Genomic DNA, 26,047 nt, shown 5'->3' with positions numbered 1-26,047 from the left:
AGGCAAATGTGTGGCAAGGGCGTCGCGTTAGCGACGCATCTGCCGTTATTTGTGCGCCAGCAGCGCCCTCACCAGCTTTTCATCGATTTCGCCGGTCGCCTGCATCTTGTTGTCGGTCTGGAAAGCCATGATCGCGGTCTTGGTCTTGCCGCCCATCACGCCATCGGCGCCACCGGCATCGTAGCCGTTCTTGTTGAGGATAAGCTGGATGTTCTTGACCGCCTTCTTCATGTCGACGCTGGCGGTCGTCTGCGGCGTGCCTTCCTGCCAGGATTCAGGGATGTCGGCCGAGTTGGAGGCCGGGTCGAGCGGCTTCGGCTTCCACAGTTCGGTGGCGGCGCGCGCGCGCTCGAGCTGTTCGGGCCGCAGCGCAGTGGCGACCTCGTCGCGCTTGGCCGCCGCATCCTTGTCGCCGGTCTTGGCGACGAGCGCGAACCATTTGTAGGATTCTTCCAGGCTCTGCTTCATGCCGACGCCCTTGGCCGCCAGGATGCCGAGATTGAACTGGCTGTCCTTGACGCCGACATCGGCCGCCGCCTGGAACCAGTGCGCGGCCGATTCATTGTCGGTCACGCCGTCCGCGGCCATGGCGAAGAGCACGGCCAGATTGTGCATGGCGCTGGCGTTACCTTGCGCGGCGGCGAGCTGGTAGAAGGTCTTTGCCTTCTTGATGTCGCGCGTGACGCCGATGCCCTTTTCGTAGAAATTGCCGATGCGGTATTCGGCAGGCGCGAAGCCGAGCTCGGCCGACTTTTCGTACCATTTGGCGGCAGCCCCCATGTCTTCTTTCACGCCGCGCGATTCCGCGTAGCGCGAACCGAGCTCGAACAGCGCCTTGGCATCGCCGCCGGCGGCGGCGTCACGCAAGGCCTGCGGGCCGGCATCGGCCGGAATGTCGATCTTGGCGACGACAGGCGTTGCCGCGGCATCGGCGGGCGGGACTGCGCCGGTCGTATCCGAGGTCGAGGGCGCCATGACAGCAGCCGCAGGCTGTGCGTCAGCCGCCGCCGGTTCCGCCGTGGCGGTCGGTGGCAGTGTTGCGCTTGGCGCTGAAGCCGGATCGGCCAAAGCCATCGGCACTGGCGCGGGTTCGACGGCCGGCACTTCGGGGCCGGTAGCCGAGGCCGCATTGATCGGCGCTTCGTTGCCAACTGCCGCCTCCGAGGGCTCCGCCTGCCTGACGACGCGGGCCGGCGCGTCCTGCACGGCTGCCTGCGCGTCTGCCTTGGGCTGGCTGGCAGCGTTAACCGAGGCGATCTCGACCGGCTGCGATGCGACAATAGGCGCTGTATCGTTGCGTGCGACCTCAACCGGGTCGGCGAAGAAGGCCTTGCCCAGCTGCAGGCCGGCAAGCGCCAGCATGATCGCGATCGCTCCCATCAGGATCGGCTTGCGCCGCGCCTTGAGCAGGTCGCCGATCCGCAGCGCTTTCACCGGGCCCTTCATGGTGGACTGGCGTTTCAGGGCGTCGGCCTCGGCCGCCGCTGCCTGCGCCGCGCGCCGGGCGGCGGCAATGAAGTCGGATTTCGACGCATCGCCGCTGCTTTGGCGCGCCGGCGGGCCGCGCTCATCGCGCACGCGCTTCATGATGGCGTTGAGGTCGGGCGCGCCGGAGCCTGGCTCTAGCGGCCGGTTGGCAAGCTTCGGATCGAGCGGCTCGTCGAGATCGACGCTCGGCATGTCGACATTGGGCGCCGAGCCGGCAAGCGGCGGCATGTCAGCCTGCTTCTTGCCCCTGAAGGCGCGCGCCAATCCGCCGAACAGCGACTTCTTGGCCGTGCCTTCGCCTTTCTCGGCAATCGTGCCGGAACCGAGCGCTGCCTGGGCAGCAGCAGCAGCAGCCTCGGCCGGCGAGCGTCGCACCGGCTCGCTGCGCATGTCTGGTTCGGCGCGCATATCGGGCTCGTTGCGCATGATGGCGGCGGCGCGGCCGTCGAGGTCGGCCATGTCTCCGGTCAGCGGCAGCGGCTGGTCGATGTCCATCGACGGCGCGTCCTGCACTGCTATCTTGGAGGCGCGGGCAGCGCGGGCCCGCCGCGCCGGCTCGGCCGGCGTGTCCAGAAGTTCGCTCACGGCATCGACCGGTTCGCTGGTTTCCAGCGAGCCCAGGCGATCGACGATCTTGAGCAGCGTGTCGTGAATGGCCTCGAATGTCCGCGAATTGCGCTCGTCCGAACGGCGCGTCAACGCTTCCAGCGTCTTCAGATCCTGGGCAAGGCCGGTGACCGCCGCGGTGTTGGCATTGGAATCGGCCAGCGAGCGCACGGCGCTCTCGGCCGCTTCGCGTGCCGCGCCCATGATGGATTCGCGGGTTCCGGCCAGCGACTTCTCGATTTCGTTGAGGCGCGGGCTGATGTCCTCGAATTCCGGCAGCGGCGTGCCGGGCTTCGACAGATGCGCCGACAGGCCGGAGACTTGCGCCTCCAGGCTGCGGATCAGCGCCGGGTCGATGCCGGCGACCTGCGCGGCCGACGATTCCAGCCGGCTTGAAATGTCTTCGAGCCGGCTTTCCAGGCCGCGGATCGCCGCCTCGTTGGCAGGATCGGGAACACGCGTCTCCATGCGCTTGGCAAGCGCGGTGAAGCGGGCGTCGATGGCATCCATGATGCCGGCGCTGTCGGCTTGCGGCTGACGCTGGTCCAAACGTTCGGCAACCTCTTCCAGCCGCCGCTCGAGGTCGCGAAACAGCATGTTGCCCTGTTCGATGGCGTCGCCCTGCCGGCGTTCCATCATGCCCGACAGCACGTCGAAGCGCTGTTCCAGACCCTGGAAGATATAGTCGGCGTCGGGCATGGCCGGGGCGCGGTCGATCTTGTCGGCAATCATCGCGATCTGCTTGCCAAGGCGCTCCATCGCCTGCTCCGGCAGATTGGCGCGGCCGGCGAGATCGTCGACCCGGTTCGACAACATGCTGAGACGGTCGAGAACCTCGCCGCTCGGACGAGCCTGCACGACTTCCTCGATCTGCTGCGCCAGCGAGGCGATCCGCTTCTCGATGCGCTCGAATGGTTCGGGGTCGAAGGAACTGGCCTGGGCGGCGACGGTCGAGGCGACGATGGCGCGCGAAATCTCGTCAAGCCGTTCGTCGATCAGGCCGAGCGTGTCGCCGCCGCGGTTGTTCTGCTGGCTGACGAAGTGATCGACGGCGCCGGCAAGCGTGCGGACCTTTTCCTCCATCGAGCGAAGCGACAGCGATTCCGGCAGATTGTTGACGGCATTGCTGATCTGCTCGAGCCGGTCGGTCAGCACCGAAAATCCTGGGCCGTCCGCGCGGTTGCGCTGATCGGCGTCGACGCGGTCCTCGAATGCGCTCCAGCGGCGGTCGAAATCGTCCCAGCGGCGGTCGACCTTCAGCACGCTCTCTTCTCGCGCCAGCGTGTCGAGCGCGGTCTTTACCTGTTCGAGTTCGAGCCGCAGCATGTTGACGCTTCTGTCGTCGCTCTTTTCGGCCAGCGTCTGGATGGCGCCGGACAGCCGCTCAAATTCGAGGCCGAGTTCGGCGCTGCCCTTGCCGGGCAAGCCGCCTGATTGGCCTCCTGATTGGTTGCTCGCCTGGAACGCCCGTTCGATGTCCTTGCGCAGCGCGGCGAATTCGCGCTGCAGGCCGGCAGTCATCTGATGGCGCAGTTCCTCGCGCAGGCCGCGCAATTCGCCGGCGATCTTGCCGACCACGGCGACGCTGTCTTCCTGGCCGCGCACGCGGTCGATGTCGCGCGCAAGCCCCTGATAATTCTGGTCGAAGCCGGTCGTCACAGGGCTTTTCGGCCGCGGCGCGGGCTGCGGGTCCTCATACCAGCGCGGCGGGGCGTAGGGCTGGGCGCTGGCGTAGCGCGGCTCGACCGGTGGCCGGCGCGGATCGAGGCGCTCTCCCGCGTCCTCGCGCTTGCGCTCAAGTCGCTGTTCCAGCGTTTCCAGCGAGCGGTTCAATTCATCAAGCGTGGTGTTCGGCCTGCGCGGCCTGCCGGCGTTGAGTGTATCGAGATAGGACCGCTTGCTGTTCATCGGTGCGTCCGTTTTTCAGAATGGCCGGCTTGCTGCCAGTTTTCCCCAAAGTCCCTGTCGGGAACGAAGGCGGCCGCGCGGCTATGCTGCGGCGGAAGACGAGCTTCCCGGGCCAGGCCCGCTCTCCGAAAACCGTGAAAAATTCGCTACAGGATAAACACGGATGACCGACATGCGCACATTTCACCCATCGTGGTAAACAAGGCGTTAACCAAGCTTAAGAAGTTGCAGCATTGCTGAATTACAAGCAGTGCCATCTCGGACCGGATACCGAGGGTGCGGCATAAGGTTTCGCAATCCCAGAACGCCCTTGCGTCATGAGGCGGCTATCGATATAGAATTGACGTAAACGTAAGAGGGGCGCTTTTCGTGCCTTTTGCGATGAATTCGTTGAAACCCACGACTGGAAGCATGCCCCCGCTTCCACTCAGGCGTTGCACGGTCCGAGACCGCGACGCCACTACAGGGGAAAGCCAGTGACCATGAAACTTTATTCGCCCGGCGAAGCCGCGGCCAACACCAACAATATGTCTGTCGAAGCCGGCGAGGAGCTCGTGCGCATCGGCGAGATGGCCAAGAAATACGGCGTGACCCTGCGCACGCTACGTTTCTACGAAGACAAGGGCCTGCTCAATCCGAAGCGCGACGGGGCAACGCGCCTCTACACGCGCCGCGACAAGGCTCGGCTGAAGCTGATCCTGCTCGGCCGCAAGGTCGGGTTCTCGCTGCGCGACGTCAAGCAGATGATGGATCTTTACGATCCGACGGGATCCAACACCAAGCAGCTGCGGCTGGCTCTCGACAAGTCGGAGAAGCAGCTTGCCCGCCTGCAGAAGCAGCGCGCGCTGATCGACGACGCCATCAACGAGCTCAGCGGCTCGATGTCGGCCGTGCGTCAGATGCTGTCCGAGCGTTCAGCCCCGGCCAGCGCCGCCAGTTGATCTCGCTCAGAGCAATTCCAGGAAAAGTGTGAAACGGTTTTCCGTTCGGAATTGCGTCTAAACAAAGAGAGCCAGTTCCGGCCACAATTTGAAAAGAGCCGCGCGGTTAGTCCGCGCGGCTCTTTTCGTTTACCGTCCATCATTGCCTGATCAACTCATGCTCCACGCTGGTGCCCGCTGCCCCGTGCCGATAGGCTGGCACAAGGAAATTTTGTCGCGGCGATAAAATTGACGTTTACGCAAACGTCAATTTTTGCTATCCCGCTTTCAACATTGGCCCGCACGCTGCCCCGACCTCATTTTCGGGGCCCGATCTCGCGGCCAAGACCCGCATGGTGGAGGAAACACATGCCGATCTACAGGGCGCCGGTCCAGGACACGCTGTTCGTGCTCAATGACGTGCTGGGCTACCAGCGCTATTCCAATCTCCCCGGATTTGCCGACGCGACGCCCGATGTGGTCGAGGCGATCCTCGCCGAAGGCGCCAAGCTCGCCGAAAACGTCATGCATCCGCTGAACCGCGTCGGCGACATGGAAGGCTGCGTGCGTCATGAGGACGGCTCGGTAACGACGCCGAAAGGCTTCAAGGAGGCCTACGATCAGTATCGCGAAGGCGGCTGGATGGGGCTGGCCGCACCGGTCGAATTCGGCGGCCAGGGCCTGCCCTATGCCGTGCACACGGCGGTTGCCGAATATATGGTCTCAGCCAACATGGCGCTGATGATGTATCCCGGTCTGACGCAAGGCGCGATCGCGGCGCTCATCACCCACGGCACCGACGAGCAGAAGGCGACGTGGCTGCCGAAGCTGGTTGAGGGGTCCTGGACCGGAACCATGAACCTGACCGAGCCGCATTGCGGCACCGATCTCGGCCTGCTGCGCACCAAGGCGGTGCCGAACGGCGATGGCACCTACAAGATTTCCGGGCAGAAGATCTTCATCTCGGCCGGCGAGCACGACATGTCGGAAAACATCGTACATCTCGTGCTGGCCCGCATCGAAGGCGCGCCGGCAGGCGTGAAGGGCATCTCGCTGTTCATCGTGCCGAAGCTCAAGCTCGATGCCTCGGGCAATCCGGGCGAGAAGAACACGCTCTCCTGCGGCTCGATCGAGGAGAAGATGGGCATCCACGGCAACTCGACCTGCGTCATGAACTATGACGAGGCCGAAGGCACGCTGCTCGGCGAGGAGAATGGTGGCCTGAAGGCGATGTTCACGATGATGAATGAAGCCCGCCTCGGCGTCGGCCTGCAGGGGCTGTCGTTGTCGGAAATCGCCTACCAGAACGCCGTGTCCTACGCCAAGGACCGGCTGCAGGGCCGCTCGCTGTCGGGCGCCAAGGCGCCGGACAAGAAGGCCGACCCGATCATCGTCCATCCCGACATCCGCCGCTCGCTGATGACCATGAAGGCCTTCAACGAGGCCGGCCGCGCGCTGGCGCTGTGGACGGCGATCAAGTCCGACATCGCCCACCGCTCCGCCGACGACAAGGACCGCCAGGCCGCCGACGACTATACCGGCCTGCTGACACCGGTGATCAAGGGCGTGCTGACCGACAAGGGTTTCGACCACGCCGTGATGGCGCAGCAGGTGTTCGGTGGCCACGGCTATATTGAGGAACACGGCATGAGCCAGTTCGTGCGCGATGCCCGCATCGCCATGATCTATGAAGGCGCCAACGGCATCCAGGCGCTCGATCTCGTCGGCCGTAAGCTTGGCCTCAATGGCGGTCGCGCCGTGCAGGCCTTCTTTAGGGATGTCGGCGAGTTCTGCGAGGAGAACCGTGCCGACGAGAAGCTGGCACCTTTCACCAAGGCGCTGAAGAAGGGCCTCAACGATCTGCAGGCGGCGACCATGTGGCTGCTGCAGAACGGCATGGCCAAGCCCGACAATGCCGGTGCGGCCTCGACCGACTACATGCATCTCTTCGGTCTCGTGGCGCTGGGCTACATGTGGGCGCAGATGGCAAAGGCGGCTCAGGCCAAGACCGGCGCCAACGGCTCCCAGCCCTTTTACGACAACAAGGTGGTGACGGCGCGCTTCTTCATGGAGCGGATCATGCCTGAGACGTCGGCACATCTCGCCCGCATTTCCAGTGGTGCGGACACGCTAATGGCGCTGCCCGCGGAAGCGTTCTAGGTTTGTCGGGCCGGCACCGCCGGCCCACATTGTCGGAACGCGGAGGAAATCGTGGCGACAAATCCAGCCGAAGTGCTCTCTTTGCCGAAGCCCGCCTGGGCGGCGGACGAGGTCGGCATGCTCTACGACATGGCGCATCGCTTCATGTCGGAAGAGATCGCGCCGCGTTACGACGAGTTCGAGAAGAACGAAATGGTCGACCGCGAGAGCTGGCGCAAGGCTGGTGCGGCCGGCTTGCTCTGCGCCTCGATGCCGGAGGAATATGGCGGCTCCGGCGGCACCTTCGCGCATGAGAGCGCCATCATCGAGGCGATCGGCCATGTCGGCGTCGACGGTTTCGGTATCGGCCTGCACAATGCGATCGTCGCCCCTTACATTCTGCATTACGGCTCCGAAGAGCAGAAGAAGAAGTGGCTGCCGAAGCTGGCGACCGGCGAACTGATCGGCGCCATCGCCATGACCGAGCCGGGCGCCGGCTCCGACCTGCAAGGCGTCAAGACGCGAGCCGAGAAGGACGGCAACCAGTACAAGATCAACGGCTCGAAAACCTTTATCACCAATGGCCAGCTCGCCAATTTCATCATCGTCGTCACCAAGACCGATCCAGCCAAGGGCGCCAAGGGCACCTCGCTGATCGTCGTCGAGACCGACGAGGTCGAGGGGTTCGAGCGCGGCCGCAACCTCGACAAGATCGGCTTGAAGGCCAACGATACCTCGGAACTGTTCTTCAACGAGGTGCGCGTGCCGACCTCGAACCTGCTTGGCCATGAAGAGGGGCAGGGCTTCATCCAGCTGATGCAGCAATTGCCGCAGGAGCGCCTGCAGATCGGCACCGGCGCCATCGCCATGATCGAGCGGGCGCTGGCGCTGACCATCGACTACGTCAAGGATCGCAAGGCCTTCGGCAAGGCGATCATCGAGTTTCAGAACACCCAGTTCAAGCTCGCCGAACTCAAGACAGAGGCCACCATCGGCCGTGTTTTCTACAATGATTGCGTCACCCGCCACGTCAATGGCGGCCTCGATCCGGTGACGGCCTCGATGGCGAAATACTGGCTCTCGGACCTGCAGGGAAAAGTCGTCGACGAATGCCTTCAATTGCATGGCGGCTATGGCTACATGAATGAATATCCGATCGCCCGCATGTTCCGCGACGCCCGCGTCCAGCGCATCTACGGCGGCACCAACGAGATCATGAAATTGCTGATCGGCCGCTCTCTCTGAGAGCCACGACCGGCAAAGCAAGGAGCAAGAAAATGGCCGAAGCTTATGTCTATGACGCCGTGCGCACGCCGCGCGGCAAGGGCAAGAAGGATGGCTCGCTGCACGAAGTGCCGGCGGTGCGGCTCGCTGCCAGGACGCTCGAGGCGCTGCGCGACCGCAATGGGCTCGACACCGGCAATGTCGACGACATCATCTTCGGCTGCGTCGATCCGGTCGGCGAAGCCGGCTCGGTCATTCCGCGTGCCGCCGCCTTCGAGGCCGGTTACGACAACAAGGCTCCGGGCATGCAGATCTCGCGCTTCTGCGCTTCGGGCCTCGACGCCATTAACTTCGGCGCCGCCAAGATCGCTCAAGGGGCCGACGAGATCGTCATTGCCGGCGGCGTCGAATCGATGTCGCGCGTCGGCATGGGGGCATCGGGCGGCGCGTGGTTCATGGACCCGTCCGTTGGTCTGCCCGGCTGGTTCGTGCCGCAAGGCATTTCGGCCGACCTGATCGCCACCAAATACGGCTTTTCGCGCGACGACGTCGACGCCTATGCGGTCGAAAGCCAGAAGCGCGCCGGCAAGGCCTGGGCCGATGGCCGCTTCAAGAACTCCGTCATTCCAATCAAAGACCAGAACGGCTTGACCATCCTCGATCATGACGAGCATATGCGGCCTTCGACCGACATGCAGTCGCTGGCCTCGCTCAACCCGTCCTTCGTCATGCCTGGCGAGATGGGCGGCTTCGATGCTGTTGCCGTGCAGAAGCACCCGGAAGTCGAAGAGGTCAATCACGTCCACCATGCCGGCAATTCGTCCGGCATCGTCGACGGTGCGGCCGCCGTGCTGCTCGGCTCCAAGAAGGCCGGCAAGACCATGGGGCTGAAGCCCCGCGCGCGCATCCGCGCCTTCGCCAACATCGGCTCCGAGCCGGTGCTGATGCTGACCGGTCCGGTCGACGTCACCGAAAAGCTGTTGAAGCGCGCCAAGATGAAGCTGTCGGATATCGACCTGTTCGAGCTCAACGAGGCCTTCGCCTCGGTGGTGCTGCGCTACATGCAGGCCTTCGAGATCCCGCACGACAAGATCAACGTCAATGGCGGCGCCATTGCCATGGGCCATCCGCTCGGTGCCACCGGCGCAATGATCCTGGGCACGGTGCTCGACGAGCTCGAGCGTCGCGACCTGAACACCGCGCTGGTGACGCTCTGCATCGGCGCCGGCATGGGCACCGCAACGATCATCGAACGCGTCTGATTTTCGGCCGGAAGGAGAAAGACATGACTTACACAAACTTCACGGTCGAAACCGACGCAGACGGTGTCGCGCTGGTTACCTGGAACATGCCGGATCGCTCGATGAATGTCTTCACCGAAGAGGTGATGAACGAGCTCGACAAGATCATCGACCAGGTCGCGGCCGATGCCGGCATCAAGGGCGCGGTGATCACCTCCGGCAAGGACAGCTTCTCCGGCGGCGCGGACCTCACCATGCTGCAGAAGATGCTGGCGGTCTTCGCCAAGGAGAAGACCAAGGATCCGGAGAAAGCGGCAAAGTTGCTGTTCGACAATGCCGGCCGCATGGGCGCCCTGTGGCGCAAGCTCGAAACATCGGGCAAGCCCTGGGTTTCGGCCATCAACGGTACCTGCATGGGCGGCGCTTTCGAATTGTCGCTGGCCTGCCATGGCCGCGTTGCCGCTGACTCCGACAAGGTCAAGATGGCCTTGCCGGAAGTCAAGGTCGGCATCTTTCCCGGCGCCGGCGGCACCCAGCGCGTGCCGCGGTTGACCGACCAGCAGCAGGCGCTGCAGATGCTGACCACGGGCCAGAACCTGTCGCCGCAGAAGGCCAAGGCCATGGGCCTGATCCACGAGGTCGCCGAACCGGGTAAACTGATCGAGACCGCCAAGGCGATGATCAAAAACGGCCTGAAAGCTGTCCAGCCCTGGGACGAGAAAGGCTTCAAGCTGCCTGGCGGCCAGATTTATACGCCCGCCGGCTTCAATCTGTGGCCGCCGGCCATCGCCATCCTGCGCCGCGAGACCTATGGCAATTATCCGGCCGCCGCCGCCATCCTGAAATGCGTCTATGAGGGCCTGCTGGTGCCGTTCGACACCGGTCTGCGGATCGAACAGCGCTATTTCACCGAAATCATGCAGTCCAAGGAAGCGGCGGCGATGATCCGCTCGCTGTTCGTGTCGCTGCAGGAGCTCAACAAGGGCGCCCGCCGTCCGGCTGGTGTGCCGGAAACCAAGTTCAAGAAGATCGGCATTCTCGGCGCCGGCTTCATGGGCGCGGGCATCGCCTTTGTCACCGCCAAGGCCGGCATCCCGGTCGTGCTGCTCGACCGCGACATGGCGCCGGCCGAAAAGGGCAAGGCACATTCCGACAGCCTGATCTCGGATCAGGTCAAGAAGGGCCGCGCCAAGCCCGAGGAGCGGGACCAGCTTCTGTCGCTGATCACGCCGACCGCCGACTATGCCGACCTCGCCGGCTGCGATCTGGTCGTCGAGGCGGTGTTCGAGGATTCAGGCGTCAAGAAGGCTGCCACCGAGCAGGCGGAAGCGGTGCTGAAATCGTCGGCGATCTTTGCCTCCAACACCTCGACCATCCCGATCACCGCGCTGGCCAAGAATTCGGCGCGGCCGAAGAATTTCGTCGGCATCCACTTCTTCTCGCCGGTCGACAAGATGATGCTGGTCGAGATCATCCTGGGCAAGAAGACTGGTGACAAGGCGCTGGCCACCGCGATCGACTTCGTGCGCACCATCAAGAAGACGCCGATCGTGGTCAACGACACGCGCGGCTTCTACGTCAACCGCTGCGTGCTGCGCTACATGTCGGAAGCCTACAAGATGCTGATCGAAGGTGTTCCGGCGCCGATGATCGAGAACGCGGCCAAGGCCGCCGGCATGCCGGTCGGTCCGCTGGCGCTGACCGACGAGACGGCGATCGACCTTGCGCAGAAGATCATGAAGCAGACCATCAGGGATCTCGGCGACAAGGCCGTCGACCCCAGGCAGATGGCGCTGATCAACACGATGGTCGACACCCATGGCCGCTTCGGCCGCAAGAACGGCAAGGGCTTCTACGACTATCCGGCGAAGCCCGCCAAGAAGAAGCTGTGGTCCGGCCTCAAGGACCTCTATCCGCAGCTGAAGGCCGAGAAGGTCGACTATGAGGAGCTGCAGCAGCGCCTGCTGGTCACCATTGCGCTGGAAGCGGCGCGGGTGATGGAAGAGGGGATCGTCACCGATCCGCGCGAGGCCGATGTCGGTTCGATCCTCGCCTTCGGCTTCGCGCCGTTCACCGGCGGCGCGCTGTCCTATATCGACGGCATCGGCGTCAAGGAGTTCGTCAAGATCGCCAAGGCTCTGCAGAAGAAATACGGCGCCGAATTCAAGGCGCCCAAGCTGCTGCTCGACCTGGCCGAGAAGGGCGAGACCTTCTACCAGCGCTTCGATCCCTATGCGAAGGGCGAGGTGAAGAAGGCCGCTTGATCTAGCGCCCCATGTACGTCTGGGGGCGCCTGGCGCGCATGATGGCCACGGCATCGCGCCGTGGCCCCTATATGGTCGGCAGCGAAAGCCGGCTGGCTTTCCGCTGTCTGCCGACGGATATCGACTTCAACAGCCATCTCAACAATGCCCGCTACATGATGCTGGCCGATCTCGGCCGCATCGACATTTTTCTGCGCGTCGGTCTCATCGCGCTGGCGAGGAAGAACGGCTGGGCGCCTATGATCGGCGGTCTGGAATCGGTCTATGTGCGCGAGATCAGGCTGTGGCGTCGTTTTGAGGTGGTGTCCTCGATCGAGACCTCATCGGCAGGCACCGGTTTGTCCTCGACAATGGCGAGACGGCCGCTTTGATCATGACGACGGGCGGTGTCTACGACCGTCCCGGCCATCGCTTTGTCGACATCGACGAGGTTGTGGTGGCACTTGGCCGTTCCGTTCAGCCGCGGCCGCCGACAGAGGCCGAGCGGGCTTTCATGACCTCCCACCAGGGATTGCGCAGCCTGGCCAAGCAGACTGCCTGACGAGTTCGCCTTGTCGACTTCGCCTCACACAGCTTTGTAGGCGATCGGCCTGCGCGTCGGTGGACAATCGGGTGGCCGCGCGCTAGAAGGAAAAGGTATTTTTTCCTGTTTTTGAGGAGAGCGAATTGCTCTCGCATGATCGCGTTTGGGCCGCCATCGACGCTCTCGCCGAGCGTTATTCGCTGTCGGCCTCGGGCCTGGCCCGGCGTGCCGGTCTTGATTCGACCGCGTTCAACAAGTCGAAGCGACTGTCCTCGGACGGGCGGCCGCGCTGGCCCTCGACCGAATCGCTGGCCAAGATCATCGAGGCGACGGGCGCCTCGCTCGACGAATTCACCGGGCTGGTCGAAGGCCGCGCCAAGGTTGCTTCAGGCTCGGCGGCCGCGCAGCGTTCAGCGGTGCCGCTGCTGGGCTTTGCCCAGGCCGGCGCCGGCGGCTTCTTCGACGATGCCGGCTATCCCTCCGGCCAGGGCTGGGATCTGGTGGAGCTTCCGGCACGCGCGACTGAAACCTCCTATGCGCTGAAGGTGCAGGGCGATTCCATGCTGCCGCTCTACCGCAATGGCGATGTGCTGATCGTCGAGCCGGGCGCTGCCACCCGCAAGGGCGACCGCGTCGTCGTCAAGACCAATAGCGGCGAGGTCATGGCCAAGGTGCTCGACCGCCAGACGACGAAATCGATCGTACTGATCTCGCTCAATCCCGACCACCCGGACCGTGACATCGCCATGCGCGATGTCGAATGGGTGGCGCGCATCGTCTGGGCAAGCCAGTAGTGCGGCTGCTGCAACTGGCCCTGGCCGTGCTGGCGATCCCGGCGATGGTGGCCCTGGTTGTCGCCGGTGGCCGCGTCTTGCAGCCCGAGCAGAGCAGCGTCACCATCGACCAGATCGACCCGGGCGCTGACGCCGTGCCCGAGGAGCCGGCGACCTCGGCCATTCCCGAGATACAGCCGGCCAAGCCTCCGGTGCCTTTGCCTCCGGTGCATTCGAGAGCGATCGATCCAGAGACCATTGCACCGCCGCCGCTGCCGGCAGAGGAGCTCGAACGGGTCGAACCGCGCGCACCGCTGAGCGACCTGGCGCTGGCCGGACCGCCCAAGCCGCGCAGGCCGAGAGCGGTCGACGACTGGGGCGGGACAAAACTGTTCCAGCCGGTCGCATCCGCCGCCGGCCTGATCGAAGCCAATGGTTATTCCGTGGCGGTCTCCGGCATCGACATCGTCAAGGAGGACGAGACCTGCACCGATGATGGCAAGTCCTGGGCTTGCGGCGCTCGTGCGCGCACCGCGTTCCGGTCTTTCCTGCGCGGCCGGGCCGTGGCGTGCAAGGTGCCGCCGGAGGCCGACCACGACCTGATTGCAGCCGAATGCCGCATCGGCAAGCAGGATGTCGGCCAGTGGCTGGTCGAAAACGGCTGGGCGCGCGCGGTCGCAGGCGGCCCCTATGTCGAAGCAGGCGACAAGGCGCGCAGCGCCAGGAAGGGCATCTTCGGCGCCGCGCCCGATCTTGGCGGCCTACCGCCGGCGCCAATGCCGGTTGCCGCACCGACGGCGTCGCAACCGATCCTCGATGCCCCGGCGACAGACACGCCGCCGGTTGGGGCGGATGCTACGCCGCCAGCTGACCAGCCAGCGCCCGCTCAATGAGGGCGCGCGTCTCGGCGATGCCGTAGAGCGCCGCGAATGAGCCGAAGCGCGGGCCGCGTTCCTGGCCGATCAGCACCTGGTAGATCATCTGGAAGAAAGCGCCGGAAACGCCGGGGCCGCCGTCTGGGCTCTGCTTGGAATGGTCCTGATAGCGTTCGATCTTGCGCGCGACGTTGAGCGAAGCGTTCTGGATCGCTTCGCCGTCAGCGCCGGCCGGCAGGCCGCCAAGCGCGTTACTGAGAGCTTCGAGCGCTGTGCGTTCGACGTCGTCGGCCGGCCGGAACGTCTTCGTCGGCTTTACGAAATCGTCGAAATAGCGGATCGCGAAGCCAACCAGCTGGTCGAGTTCGGGATGCGTTGCTGGCGTCACGCCTGACGCATGGCGCGAGATGAAGCCCCACAGCACATCCTTGTTTTGCGCGTTGGAGGCGCTGACCAAATTGAGCAGCAGCGAGAACGGCACCGGCAGGTCGATCGCCGGCGGCTTGCCGTCATGCATGTGCCAGACCGGATTGCCCAGCCGTTCCTTCCAGTCCTGGCGCGGATAGGCGCCGAGGAAGGTGTAGTATTCGTCGACGGCGCGCGGGATGACGTCGAAATAGAGTTTTTTCGCCTGCCTTGGCCGCTGGTACATATAGAGGCCGAGGCTCTCGGTTGGCGCATAGCGCAGCCATTCGTCGATCGTCAGCCCGTTGCCCTTCGACTTCGAGATCTTCTGGCCGTTCTCGTCGAGGAACAGTTCATAGACGAAATGCTCCGGCGCGCGTCCGCCGAGTATGTTGCAGATGCGATCATAGACCACAGCATTGGTCTGGTGGTCCTTGCCGAACATTTCGAAATCGACGCCGAGCGCTGCCCAACGCATGCCGAAATCCGGCTTCCACTGCAGCTTCACCTTGCCGCCGGTCACCGAAAGCGTGGTCTCGGTGCCGTCATCGTCGAAGGTGATGGTGCCGGCCTTGGCGTCGACATGCTTCATCGGCACGTAGAGCACGCGGCCGCTTTTCGGCGAGATCGGCAGGAACGGGCTGTAGGTCGCCTGGCGCTCCGGCCCGAGCGTCGGCAGCATCACCGCCATGATCTGGTCATAGCGCTCGGCGGCGCGCAGCAGCATCGCGTCAAAGCGGCCAGCCTTGTAGTACTGCGTCGCGCTGGCGAATTCGTAGTCGAAGCCGAACGTGTCGAGGAAGCGGCACAGCATCGCGTTGTTGTGGTCGCCAAAGCTCGCATAGTCGCCGCCGAACGGATTGGGCACCGACGATAGCGGCATGTGCAGATAGGGCTCGAGTGCTGCGCGATCCGGCACATTGTCGGGGATCTTGCGCATGCCGTCCATGTCGTCGGAGAAACACAGAAGCTTGGTCTTGACCTTGTTTCCGGTCAGTACGTGGAAGGCATGCCGCACCATCGAGGTGCGCGCCACCTCGCCGAACGTGCCGATATGCGGCAGGCCGGACGGGCCGTAGCCGGTCTCGAACAGGACGGTCTCGGGAAAGTCGGCACCCTTGTAGCGCTCGATGATCTTTTTGGCTTCCTCGAACGGCCAGGCCTTGCTTTCGGCCGCTGCCGCAAGCATTTCGGGGTTGAGATCGATCGTGTTTGATCCCGTCATGTCAAAGTTCCAGTCATGGGCCGGCTTCGCGGCTGGTAAGATTTTTCAACCGGGTCTCTAGGCGCGACAGGCGGGAGCGTCAACGATATCAGGCGGTTTTCCTTGCGGCGCCTTCGTGGCGTCCCTACGTTCCAGCCTCACTATCAAGGAGTTTTGAATGCCGTTGCCGTCCACCCATGAAGCCCTGATCTACCTGATGGTCATCACGTCGGCTTCCGATCGCGACATGACCGATGTCGAACTGGCGCGCATCGGCGACGTCGTCCGCAGCTGGCCGGTGTTCGAGGATTTCAACCAGGACAGGCTGATTGCCATCGCGCAGGACTGCCAGAAGATGCTGGATGAAAAGGATGGGCTGGAAGGCGTTCTCGAGCGTGTTGGCAAGGCTTTGCCCGAGCGGCTGCATGACACCGCCTATGCCGCCGCCTTCGAGGTTGCCGCCGTCGATCTCGAAATGCGCATGGAGGAGGTTCGGGTGCTGCAGCTCATCCGCCGCCAGCTCGATCTCGACACGCTGACCGTCGCGGCCATCGCGCGCGGCGCGAAGGCGCGGCTGCGCACGCTCACCTGATATCAGCAGCCCTCAGAAAAAGCTGATCGGGGCCGGATCAGAAGAAACTGACCGGGGCCGGATCAGAAGAAACTGACCGGGAAATAGCGCAAATAGAACTCGGCGAAGGTGCCCTTCACCGAAATCTCCTGCAGCGCGTAGTCCATCGCTGCGGCGAGCGCCGGATCGCCGGCCCGGGTGGCAATCGTCATGCCGGATCCCAGATATTCCGGCGCGAGATAAGGGCCCCCGGCAAAGCGGCAGCAGCCGGCCGCGTCCCTACCGCCCAGCCAGAAGGAAAAGCGCATGCCGTCGCCGAACGCGGCGTCGATCTTGCCGGCCTTCAAGTCGCTGTAGAGGCCTTCCGGCCTGTCGAAGAGGATGATCTGCACGGTGCCGAAATAATCGCGCAGCATCTTTTCATGCGCCGAGCCGGCCAGCACGCCGACCCGTTTGCTGCGCAATTTGTCGAGGATTGGCTCGGGAAAGGCCTTGGCCTTCGGCATGATGAAGCGCGCCGGAAATTGCAGATAGGAGCGCGAAAAACTGTATTTCGCCCGCATTTCCGGCGTCGCGGCGATGCCGGCGATGATCGCCTCGCCTTCGCCCTTCTGCAGCGCGTCGTCGAGCTCGGCCCAGGGCAGCGCCTGGATCTGGCATTTGTCGGCGATGTCGAGTTCGGCGCAAATCGCCCGCGCCAGGTCGATGTGGAAGCCGGACAGCCGGCCAGCGCCGTCGAGAAAGTTGAAGGGCGGGAAATCGGTCGTGGTGAGGAATCTGAGCCTGGGCAACGCCGAGAGATCTGGCTTCGGCAGCCGTTCCTTGGCGTCCCAAAGCACCGGCACCTGCGGTTCCGCCGCGCGCGCTGCGCCGGCAAACGGCTGCACTCCAACCAGCATCGAGAGGAACGCGATGGCAATCCAGCGAGATATCACGAAAAAACTCCGCCCGTTCTGCCGTTGGCTTTTGATACGAAAACGACGCGCGTACAATTGTTTTTGATTTCAAAGGGCCAATTTCGGGTTATGCTTTGGTGAGGTTGCAAATAGCCGCGCAGAGTCGGTCCGAGGGCAAGCGGTCGCTGCGCAAAAAAAGCCAAGCATGCGGCTTGCAATCCGGGGTTGATGGCGAAGTGCGGATCAGGCACGTAACATCGGTCTCAAGAGCGGTAGGCAACATGGGGTAGATGTTGCGATGGGTCAGTTCGATCGCACGCTGGAATATATAGACCAACTGCAGCATGCCGACACGGCGGCCGCGGTTTGTGAAACATTGCTTGGCGTCACCTCGCATTTTGGCCTGACGGCGCTGATGGCGGGAACGGTTCCGCAGCCCGGCACGCCGCGTGGCCAGCAAAAGGATCACGTGCTTTTGTGCGACTGGCCGGTGGAATGGCTGGAGCGCTATGTGGCGCGCAACTATGTCGACCATGATCCCGTCGTCAGCCACATGAAGGAATTGCAGGCGCCGTTCCAATGGCGCGAGGCGTCGCGTGGCATCCGCGTCGACAGGGAAAGTGGCGAGGTGATGGGCGACGCCAGAGAATTCAAGCTGCGCGATGGCCTGGCCTTTCCACTGGTGACGCTCGAAGGCCAGATCGTCATGGTCTCGCTAGGTGGCGAGGCCGTCGAATTGTCGGGCGCCGAGTTCGGACTGGTGTCGCTGGTGTCGACCTATGCGGTCGGCCGCGCCATGCAGCTGCACACGATGGCGGCCAACACCATCGATCACATCGAATTGACCCCGCGTGAGCGGGAATGCCTGAAATGGGCAGCCGTCGGCAAGTCCGAATGGGAGATTTCGCAGATACTCGGCATCTCGGAGCACACCTCCGAAAAACATCTCCTTAACGCTAAGAGTAAACTCGGTGCCGTCAACAGGGTGCAAGCTGTCGCCGAAGCGATTAGGCGCGGCTATATTAGCTAGGTCGGCCGTGCCGACCTAAAAAATTCCTGCCTGCGTGATCACGCAATTTTATCTGGAACGTGCGGCCGTATCTTCCTCTTGAGCCCAGGAGACGGCTAATGCTTTTCGCCCTTACAACACAGGAATTGATGGAACGTCCCGACCTTTGGGAGGCTGTCCATCGTCTGCGCTACAAGATCTTCGTCGAAGAGATGGGCTGGACAGATCTGAAGCGTCCCGATGGCCTCGAGATCGACCAGTTCGATCATGACGAGGCAGTGCACCAGCTGGTCATCCGCGGCGGCGAACTCGCCGGCTATCAGCGCATGCTGCCGACGACGCGGCCGCATTTGCTGACTGAGGTGCTGGTCGATCTTTATGAAGGCACGCCGCCATCCGGACCGAAGGTCTGGGAGCTGACCCGCTACGCGGTGGCGCCCGGCTATCGAGACGGCAAGCGCGGCGTCTCGACGGTCGGCACCGAGCTGATCGCCGGCTTCGTCGAGTGGGGACTGAAGCGCAACGTCAACCAGGTGATCATCGAGTTCGAGCCGATGTGGGTGCTGCGGGCCCTGCAGCTGCATTTCCTGGCAACGCCGCTCGGTTATCAGCGCACCTATGGCAACCAGCAGGTCGTCGCCACCTTGCTGACCTTCAACACGCACACGCTCGATGTCGTGCGTTCGCGCCGCAACCATCACGCCCCCGTGCTGGCCAGGGGCACACCCGACATGCTCGGCATGCGGCAGGCGTCGTGAGATCGGAGACGACAAATGAGCTTTGACCCCCAACCCGAATTGCGTGGCCACACGCTGGTCGTCACCGTGTCGTCGCATGACGGCCGGCCGGTGCTGGACGGGCGCGCCTATGCAAGCCTGGCCAGGACCTTCCATGAAGCCGCCGTCGACGACAATGTCCGTGTCGTGGTGCTGCGCGGCCTCGCCGGCTGCTTTTGCCTCGGTGGCGATTTCTCCGAGTTCCTCGACTCCACCAAGCACCAGCAACTGATCGCCGCCGTCACCGACATGTTCCGCACGTTGGCGACGTTCCCCAAGCCGGTGCTGGCCTGTGTCGACGGCGATGCCGTCGGCGTCGGCTGCACCATTCTGTTCCACTGCGACATGGTGATCGCCTCGAGCAACAGCACCTTCCGGGTGCCGTTCGTCGATTTCGGTCTGGTGCCGGATGCGGCGACCTCCATCCTGGCGCCACAGAAGCTCGGCTATGCCGGCGCCTTCCGCTTCTTTTGCCTGGGCGACACACTCGGTGCCGAGGACGCAAGGGCACTTGGCCTCGTCGCCGAGATCGTGGCCGATGGCAGTGCCGAGGAGGCAGCGCTCGGCAGGGCAAGGCAACTGGCCAAGAAGCCGGTTGCAGCCCTTCTGCAGACGCGCGGTCTGCTCAAGGGCGATACGGGCGTGCTCTGCGACCGTATCGATCAGGAGATCACGCTGTTCCAGCAGGCGCTTCAGGACGACACCACGCTGAAGCGGCTGCAGCGGATCGCCCGCCTGGCCGCATGACGCCAGCCGCATAGTCGCGATGAAGACAACAGAGCCCGTCCCGTATCAGGGATGGGCTCTCTACCTTCAGCGTCTATTTCTCCAGGAATGACGGCCCTTCGCCGATGATCTTCTTGTCTTCCTTGCCGATGGCGTCGAGATCGCGCCCATCATAGGGCAATGACAACAGGATGCGCCGCATGACAGCCAGCCGCGCGCGTCGTTTGTCGTTTGCCCGCACGATGATCCATGGCGCGAACTGCTTGTGCGTGCGCTCGACCATCTGGTCGCGGGCCTTGGTGTAATCGTCCCATTTGGTGATGCCGGCAATGTCGATCGGCGAGAACTTCCAGTTCTTCAGCGGAGACCAGCGGCGGTCGTGAAATCGTTCGAGCTGGGTTTCGCGGCCGATGTTCAGCCAGAATTTGAAGAAATAGATGCCCTCATTGGAGATCATCCGCTCGAAATGTGGCGTCTCGTCGAGGAATTTCTCGTGCTGCTCCGGCGTACAGAAGCCCATCACCGGCTCGACGCCGCCGCGGTTGTACCAGGAGCGGTCGAAGGTGACGAATTCGCCCGATGTCGGGAAATGGTCGACATAGCGCTGGAAGTACCACTGCCCGACTTCCGTCGGCGTCGGCTTGGTCAGCGCCACATTGCGCGCAGTTCGAGGGTTGAGATACTGGCGCAGCACGAAGATGGTTCCGCCCTTGCCGGCGGCGTCGCGTCCCTCGAACAGCGATATCACCCGCTTGCCGGTCGCCTGCAGCCAGGCCTGCGCCTTGACCAGCTCGATCTGCAGCCGCTCCAGCGTCTCGTCGTATTCCTCGCCCTTCATTTTCTTGTCGTAGGGATAGTCGCCGGCAGTCAGTTTGTTGTCCTCGATCCAGTCCGGAAGCTCGGGATTCTCGATATCGAACTCCCGCTCTTTGCCGTCGATCCTGATCTTCAGAGGACCTTTTGCCGGCTCCGCGGCGGGACTTTCCTTCGCTTTTTTCATCGAGACGCACCTTTCCAGCTTGCGGACTCATGCTATGGGGAGGCCTAAACCCGGTCCAGCGGAAGTTTCGGCCGGCCGGCGCAAGGGCTCGGGACGCGCGAATGGCCGACACTGGCACAGAGCGGAAAACGACAGTGCAAGCCGTAGCCGCCCGGCTGTGGAACGGCCGCTGGCTGCTCGCCGCCGGCATCGTTGCTGTTGCGGCCGCCTACGGCTTTGCCGGCATGTCCGTCTATGTCGTTCTGCTCGCCTGTGCGGTGCTGCTTGCTGCCGCGATGCTGCCGACCGGCGGCGCCAGCCAGTCCATCCAGAGCGATGCCGCGATCGAGGCGAGCGGGCTGCAGCGGCTTACCGGCGAATATCTCGCAGCCGCTGTTGCCGATCCGCTCATCATCTTCGACCGCACCGCCACCATCGTCCATGCCAATGCCGCCGCCTTCGCAGCCTTTGGCGGGATCGCACCCGGCCTGTCGCTGCCGCTGAAATTCCGCGCCCCCGAAATGCAGGCCTTGCTCGACGGCGTGCTGTCAGGAAGCGTCGCCTCGGATGCCGTCGATTACACCGAAAAGCTGCCGGTCGAACGGGCCTACCGGGTCAGTGCATCCTCGGTCGGCCACGCTACCGATCTCTTTGTGCTGGTGTTCAAGGACCAGAGCGAGACGCGCCGGATCGACCGTATGCGCGCCGACTTCATCGCCAATGCCAGCCATGAGCTGCGCACGCCGCTGGCCTCGATTTCGGGCTTCATCGAGACGTTGCGTGGGCCGGCCCGCAATGATCCGGCGGCGCGCGAGCAGTTCCTGCAGATCATGCAGAACCAGACCGGCCGCATGGCGCGCCTGATCGACGATCTCCTTTCGCTGTCGCGGCTGGAAATGAAGCCCTATCTGAAGCCGGGAACCGAGGTCGATCTGCGCCAGACCATCGACAGCGTCATCGATTCGCTCGGGCCGCTCGCCAGGGAAAACGGCGTCGTCATCGAGCGCGACTATGCCGAGGGGCCGCTCGACGTGCCCGGAGACCGGGACGAGCTGTTCCAGGTGTTCGAGAACCTGTTGGAAAACGCCTGCAAATACGGCCAGCCGGGTGGACGCGTCACGGTGTCGATCGCCGGGGGCGAGGCCGGTCCCGAACCGGGCATCGACGTCACCATCAGGGACTATGGCCCTGGCATTCCCGAAGAGCACATTCCGCGCATCACCGAGCGCTTCTACCGCGTCGATGTCGAAAGCAGCCGCACCCAGAAAGGCACCGGCCTCGGCCTGTCCATCGTCAAGCACATACTGACGCGTCATAACGCCAGACTTTCGATCAAGTCGGAAGTTGGCAAGGGCGCGGCGTTCACGGTCCATTTGCCTGCGGGCTGAGGCAGTACTATTTGCTAACTGCCTGTTTCTTCGTTCTGTCATCCGGCTAGCGTATCAGCACAGGATTCGAGGAAACGACTCAAAAGGCCAAAGATTCCGGGCCAAGGATTCCAGGAAGGCATACCGTCCATGCAGTCCGTACACATCGTCAGCGCCTATGACGAAGAACTGAAATACCTGTCGAAACGCATCGCTGCGATGGGCGGGCACGCCGAGCGCATGGTCGAGCAGGCGATCCAGGCACTGGTCAATGCCGACCCGGGCCTCGCCCAGAAGGTCATCCGCGATGACATTGTCCTCGACGAGGGCCAGCGCGAAATCGATGACAAGGCCATCGTCATCATCGCCAAGCGCCAGCCGATGGCGACGGATCTGCGCGAGATTGTCGGCGCCATCCGTATTTCGGCTGACCTCGAGCGAGTCGGCGACCTCGGCAAGAATGTTGCCAAGCGAGTGGTGAGCGTCATCGACGGCCGCCAGCCGACCAGCCTGTTTCGCGGCCTCGAGGCGCTGGCCGATCTGGCGCTGACCCAACTGAAGGAAGTGCTCGACGTCTACGCATCGCGTTCGGTCGACAGGATAGGCTTCGTGCGCGACCGCGACGACCAGATCGACGCCATGTATACATCGCTGTTTCGCGAGCTCCTGACTTATATGATGGAAGATCCGCGCAACATCACGCCGTGTACGCATCTGCTGTTCTGCGCCAAGAACATCGAGCGCATCGGCGACCACGCCACCAACATCGCCGAGACCATCTATTACATCGTCACCGGCGACCAGATGCCGGCCGAGCGTCCCAAAGGCGACAAGACCGACAAGGTGGCGCTTCCGGCGCTGCCGGTGAAGTGATCGCGCCCCCCTCGAACGCTTAATCATATTGCGCTAAACTATCGCAGCGTTAAGCTTCTCAGGCCTATTGAAGGTTCTGCGTTCGGAGGCTGCGATGGAATATGTCCGAGAGTTCAAGCCGGCGCCGGCATCGTCCGGCATCATCGCGTCGAGCGTCTACACCGCCGGCAAGCGCATAGCCGACATCCCGATCGAAGAGGCCGGCGAATGGGCGAAGAAATCGGGCCATGTCGTCTGGATCGGCCTGCTCGAACCCGACCGCGAGCTGTTGCTGCGCGTCAAGGCGCAGTTCCATCTGCACGAACTGGCGATCGAAGATGCCGAACATCCGCACCAGCGGCCCAAGATCGAGCAGTATGGCGATGCCCTGTTCATCGTCGCCCGCACCGCCCAGCTGATCGACGGCCGCGTCACCTTCGGCGAAACCCACCTGTTCGTCGGCTCAGGCTATATCGTCAGCGTCAGGCATGGTCCCTCGACATCCTATGCCGCCGTCCGTCAGCACTGGGAGAGCTGCCCGCATTCGCTGGCCAAGGGCGAGGACTTCGTCCTCTACGCCATTCTCGACTTCATCGTCGACAATTACATGCCGGTGCTCGAGCAGATCGAGGACGAGGTCGAGGCGATCGAAGACAGGGTGCTGCTGAAGCCGATGACCGGTCCCGACATCGAGCGGCTCTACATGCTGCGCCGCGATCTGTTGCGTCTGCGCAACGCGGCGCTGCCGCTGGTCGAGGTCTGCCGCCGGCTGACCAGCGCCGACCTGCCGCAAATCCATAGTGCCATGCACCCGCTGTTTCGCGATGTCACCGACCACATCCGTACCGTGCAGGAAAAGATCGACAGCCTGCGCGAGGTTCTGGCCTTCGCCTTCGAGGCCAGTCTGCTGGTTGGCCAGAGCCAGGAAACGGCGAATACCAAGAAGCTGGCGTCATGGGCCGCCATACTGGCGGTGCCGACGGCGCTCGCCGGCATTTACGGCATGAATTTCGATGACATGCCGGAACTGAAGATGGAATATGGCTACCCGGTGGTTCTGACCGCGATCGCCTTGATCTGCTCGTTCCTGTACTGGCGGTTTCGCAAGAACGGATGGCTTTGAAAGAGGGCGCGAGTCGCGAATAGCAAAAACGGCTTGCTCCCTGTCACAGAAGCCAAGCCGTTTCTATTCGCTATTCGCTATTCGCTATTCGCTATTCGCTCACCTGCTCCGCCGCCGCTCCGAAGCCGGCTGGAACGCCACCCTTGCGTGGTACTTGCAATAGGGGCCGGTTTCGGCGGCTTCGTTGCCGCAGAAGTTGAAGTCTTCCGACAACGGATCGCCATTCGGCCATTTGCAGGTGCGCTCGGTCAGGTCGGTGAGCTGCAGATGCCGCGAGATCGGCACGACAACGTTTTCGACCGGGCGGATGTAGTGGCGAGCCACCGGCTCGGCATCGAACTGCGCCTGCAGCGCGGTCGCCCCGATCGACGTGGTGACGTGGCGCTGCGTGGTTGCGGCGCGCGACACAGACTTCTGGATCGACGATCCCTGCGCCGTCTTCTTCTGGCGCGCCGGCGTTGCGGTCGAGCGTCCGCGGCCCGACAGCTTCAGCCGGTGCACCTTGCCGATGACGGCGTTGCGGCTGACCCCGCCAAGTTGTGCGGCGATCTGGCTTGCGCTCAAGCCCTCCGACCACAGTTTTCTGAGAAGTTCGACCCGCTCGTCAGTCCAGTTCATGAGACCGCGCTCCTGCTAAGCGTGCGGCAGCCGGAATCCATTCCCGACCCGGCAACCTTTGCCGGGGCAGACACCACATATATTAGGTGATTAGGTCCGCCGCACGAAATCTAGTTATTTCCCGACTACAATTACCTCATGTGTTGACTCGGTGACAAGAGTCCCAGGTGCAACACGAATCGGTTTTTTCGGTTTTCCCCAACTTGCCCGGTCGCTTATGAGCCGGCGTCTCGTCGGGAGCTTGCCGCGCGCCTTTGCACGACGTTTTCGTTGACTTCATGGCCGAAAAACACGATAAGCCGCACAAGGCCGCCGCTTTGGCGGCTTTTTTGATTTTCCGGTACCGGAGACGCATATAATGAGCGGTTCGGCGCTTTACGAGACCTTTGCTCGCGCACCCTTGGCCTTCGACCACGGTGAAGGCACCTGGCTGGTTACCGACAAGGGCGAGCGATATCTCGATTTTGCTGGCGGCATCGCGGTCAATTCGTTGGGCCACAGCCATCCGCATCTGGTCTCGGCGCTGACCGAGCAGGCGGCCAAGCTCTGGCACGTCTCCAATCTCTACGAGATCCCTGGGCAGACCCGGTTGGGCGAGCGGCTGGCTGAGGCCACCTTCGCCGACAAGGTGTTCTTCACCAATTCCGGCGCCGAAGCGCTGGAATGCGCGATCAAGACGGCGCGGCGCTACCAGTTCGTCAAGGGCCATCCCGAGCGCTTCCGCGTCATCACCTTCGAAGGCGCCTTCCATGGCCGTACGCTGGCGACCATCGCCGCCGGTGGCCAGTACAAATATCTCGAAGGCTTCGGCCCCAAGGTCGAGGGTTTCGACCAGGTCGGCTTCGACGACATCGATGCCGCCGAGAAGGCGATCACATCAGAGACCGCCGCGATCCTGATCGAGCCGGTGCAGGGCGAGGGCGGCATCCGCCCGGTGCCGACGCAGTCCCTGAAGCGGCTGCGGCAGCTCTGCGACCAGCATGGCCTGCTGTTGATCTTCGACGAGGTCCAGTGCGGCATCGGCCGCACCGGCAAGCTGTTCGCGCATGAATGGACCGGCGTGACGCCCGACATCATGGCGATAGCTAAGGGCATTGGCGGCGGCTTCCCGATGGGCGCGTGCCTAGCCACCGACGATGCCGTCGTTGGCATGACGGCAGGCGTGCATGGCACCACCTTCGGCGGCAATCCGCTGGCGATGGCGGTCGGCAACGCTGTACTCGACGTCGTGCTGGAAGATGGTTTTCTGGAGGACGTCCAGCGCAAGGCTTTGCTGATGAAGCAAGGGCTGGCAGGCGTCGCCGACGAGTTTCCCGATGTCATCGAAGGCATCAGGGGCGTAGGGCTCATGCTTGGCCTTAAATGCGCCATGCCCAACACCAAGGTCAACATGGCGCTGCGCGACCAGCATCTGCTGGCGGTGCCGGCTGGTGACAACGTCATTCGGCTGTTGCCACCGCTCACCGTCACCGACGCCGAAATCAGCGAGGCGCTCGACCGCATCCGCGCCGGCGCCAAGGGCCTGGCCGACGCCATCACCGCGGCCGCCGCGAAGTAACC

20 protein-coding genes and 1 pseudogene are annotated in these 26,047 nt (G+C 63.4%); 16 read left to right on the top strand and 5 right to left on the bottom strand.

The annotated features are described in order from the left end of the window. Positions 1-45: 45 nt before the first annotated feature. Positions 46-4,002 carry an SEL1-like repeat protein gene (locus H0241_RS04790; protein ID WP_181056266.1) on the bottom strand — a complete coding sequence of 1,319 codons (3,957 nt, stop codon included), beginning with the start codon at positions 4,000-4,002 and terminating at the stop codon, positions 46-48. Positions 4,003-4,484: 482 nt separating this feature from the next. On the opposite strand from H0241_RS04790, the gene H0241_RS04785 reads away from it, so the two are divergent. From H0241_RS04785 to H0241_RS04750, 8 genes and pseudogenes are all read left to right on the top strand, one after another. Beyond that, complete coding sequence (locus tag H0241_RS04785; protein WP_181056840.1) at positions 4,485-4,943, top strand: MerR family transcriptional regulator; 459 nt, start codon at positions 4,485-4,487, stop codon at positions 4,941-4,943. 348 nt (positions 4,944-5,291) lie between these two features. Then, positions 5,292-7,082 (top strand): acyl-CoA dehydrogenase, encoded by a 1,791-nt coding sequence (locus H0241_RS04780; RefSeq protein ID WP_181056265.1) that lies wholly within the window; start codon positions 5,292-5,294, stop codon positions 7,080-7,082. Between the two features lie 51 nt (positions 7,083-7,133). Then, on the top strand, positions 7,134-8,306 hold the full coding sequence (locus tag H0241_RS04775) for an acyl-CoA dehydrogenase family protein (protein WP_181056264.1): 1,173 nt from the start codon (positions 7,134-7,136) through the stop codon (positions 8,304-8,306). A 32-nt stretch (positions 8,307-8,338) separates the two neighbouring features. Then, the gene (locus tag H0241_RS04770) at positions 8,339-9,547 is read left to right on the top strand and encodes an acetyl-CoA C-acetyltransferase (RefSeq protein WP_181056263.1); all 1,209 of its coding nucleotides are present in this window, start codon (positions 8,339-8,341) and stop codon (positions 9,545-9,547) included. A gap of 23 nt (positions 9,548-9,570) precedes the next feature. Further along, the gene (locus H0241_RS04765) at positions 9,571-11,790 is read left to right on the top strand and encodes a 3-hydroxyacyl-CoA dehydrogenase NAD-binding domain-containing protein (protein WP_181056262.1); all 2,220 of its coding nucleotides are present in this window, start codon (positions 9,571-9,573) and stop codon (positions 11,788-11,790) included. Between the two features lie 11 nt (positions 11,791-11,801). Continuing rightward, positions 11,802-12,331 (top strand): annotated as a pseudogene (locus H0241_RS04760) (thioesterase family protein). A 125-nt stretch (positions 12,332-12,456) separates the two neighbouring features. Continuing rightward, complete coding sequence (locus H0241_RS04755) at positions 12,457-13,107, top strand: S24 family peptidase (protein WP_181056261.1); 651 nt, start codon at positions 12,457-12,459, stop codon at positions 13,105-13,107. Then, a complete protein-coding gene (locus H0241_RS04750) occupies positions 13,107-13,979 on the top strand; it encodes a thermonuclease family protein (protein ID WP_181056839.1) in 873 nt (290 codons plus the stop codon). The genes H0241_RS04755 and H0241_RS04750 overlap by 1 nt, the downstream gene beginning before the upstream one ends. On the opposite strand, the gene H0241_RS04745 is transcribed toward H0241_RS04750, so the two are convergent. After that, complete coding sequence (locus H0241_RS04745; protein ID WP_181056260.1) at positions 13,942-15,591, bottom strand: lysine--tRNA ligase; 1,650 nt, start codon at positions 15,589-15,591, stop codon at positions 13,942-13,944. The genes H0241_RS04750 and H0241_RS04745 overlap by 38 nt on opposite strands. Before the next feature lie 157 nt (positions 15,592-15,748). Between H0241_RS04745 and H0241_RS04740 the strand changes: the two genes are divergently transcribed. Beyond that, the gene (locus H0241_RS04740; protein WP_181056259.1) at positions 15,749-16,162 is read left to right on the top strand and encodes a tellurite resistance TerB family protein; all 414 of its coding nucleotides are present in this window, start codon (positions 15,749-15,751) and stop codon (positions 16,160-16,162) included. Between the two features lie 62 nt (positions 16,163-16,224). On the opposite strand, the gene H0241_RS04735 is transcribed toward H0241_RS04740, so the two are convergent. Next, the gene (locus H0241_RS04735) at positions 16,225-17,040 is read right to left on the bottom strand and encodes a transporter substrate-binding domain-containing protein (RefSeq protein ID WP_181056838.1); all 816 of its coding nucleotides are present in this window, start codon (positions 17,038-17,040) and stop codon (positions 16,225-16,227) included. Between the two features lie 295 nt (positions 17,041-17,335). Here H0241_RS04735 and H0241_RS04730 point away from each other — a divergent pair, with 295 nt between their 5' ends. The 3 genes from H0241_RS04730 to H0241_RS04720 all read left to right on the top strand — a co-directional run bounded on the left by H0241_RS04730 (position 17,336) and on the right by H0241_RS04720 (position 19,569). Then, complete coding sequence (locus H0241_RS04730; RefSeq protein WP_181056258.1) at positions 17,336-18,067, top strand: helix-turn-helix transcriptional regulator; 732 nt, start codon at positions 17,336-17,338, stop codon at positions 18,065-18,067. A 98-nt stretch (positions 18,068-18,165) separates the two neighbouring features. Then, complete coding sequence (locus H0241_RS04725; protein WP_181056257.1) at positions 18,166-18,804, top strand: acyl-homoserine-lactone synthase; 639 nt, start codon at positions 18,166-18,168, stop codon at positions 18,802-18,804. 15 nt (positions 18,805-18,819) lie between these two features. Then, positions 18,820-19,569, top strand: a complete 750-nt coding sequence (locus tag H0241_RS04720) for an enoyl-CoA hydratase-related protein (RefSeq protein ID WP_181056256.1) — start codon at positions 18,820-18,822, stop codon at positions 19,567-19,569. Positions 19,570-19,642: 73 nt separating this feature from the next. On the opposite strand, the gene ppk2 is transcribed toward H0241_RS04720, so the two are convergent. Continuing rightward, positions 19,643-20,548: a polyphosphate kinase 2 gene (ppk2, locus tag H0241_RS04715; protein ID WP_181056255.1), complete on the bottom strand. Its 906-nt coding sequence runs from the start codon at positions 20,546-20,548 to the stop codon at positions 19,643-19,645. A 101-nt stretch (positions 20,549-20,649) separates the two neighbouring features. On the opposite strand from ppk2, the gene H0241_RS04710 reads away from it, so the two are divergent. The 3 genes from H0241_RS04710 to H0241_RS04700 all read left to right on the top strand — a co-directional run bounded on the left by H0241_RS04710 (position 20,650) and on the right by H0241_RS04700 (position 23,869). Beyond that, positions 20,650-21,915: an ATP-binding protein gene (locus tag H0241_RS04710; RefSeq protein ID WP_181056254.1), complete on the top strand. Its 1,266-nt coding sequence runs from the start codon at positions 20,650-20,652 to the stop codon at positions 21,913-21,915. 129 nt (positions 21,916-22,044) lie between these two features. Then, on the top strand, positions 22,045-22,767 hold the full coding sequence (gene phoU / locus H0241_RS04705) for a phosphate signaling complex protein PhoU (protein WP_181056253.1): 723 nt from the start codon (positions 22,045-22,047) through the stop codon (positions 22,765-22,767). A 94-nt stretch (positions 22,768-22,861) separates the two neighbouring features. Then, positions 22,862-23,869 carry a magnesium and cobalt transport protein CorA gene (locus H0241_RS04700; RefSeq protein ID WP_181056252.1) on the top strand — a complete coding sequence of 336 codons (1,008 nt, stop codon included), beginning with the start codon at positions 22,862-22,864 and terminating at the stop codon, positions 23,867-23,869. Positions 23,870-23,968: 99 nt separating this feature from the next. Here the strand turns inward: H0241_RS04700 and H0241_RS04695 are convergent, their stop codons facing one another. Next, positions 23,969-24,487 carry a GcrA family cell cycle regulator gene (locus H0241_RS04695; RefSeq protein ID WP_181056251.1) on the bottom strand — a complete coding sequence of 173 codons (519 nt, stop codon included), beginning with the start codon at positions 24,485-24,487 and terminating at the stop codon, positions 23,969-23,971. A gap of 358 nt (positions 24,488-24,845) precedes the next feature. On the opposite strand from H0241_RS04695, the gene H0241_RS04690 reads away from it, so the two are divergent. Next, the gene (locus H0241_RS04690; RefSeq protein WP_181056250.1) at positions 24,846-26,045 is read left to right on the top strand and encodes an aspartate aminotransferase family protein; all 1,200 of its coding nucleotides are present in this window, start codon (positions 24,846-24,848) and stop codon (positions 26,043-26,045) included. Positions 26,046-26,047: the final 2 nt, after the last annotated feature.

This window comes from Mesorhizobium neociceri (assembly GCF_013520985.1).
GTDB lineage: Bacteria > Pseudomonadota > Alphaproteobacteria > Rhizobiales > Rhizobiaceae > Mesorhizobium > Mesorhizobium neociceri.
The sequence above is the reverse complement of the archived record's forward strand: the minus strand, read 5'-3'. Positions and strand labels throughout refer to the sequence as shown.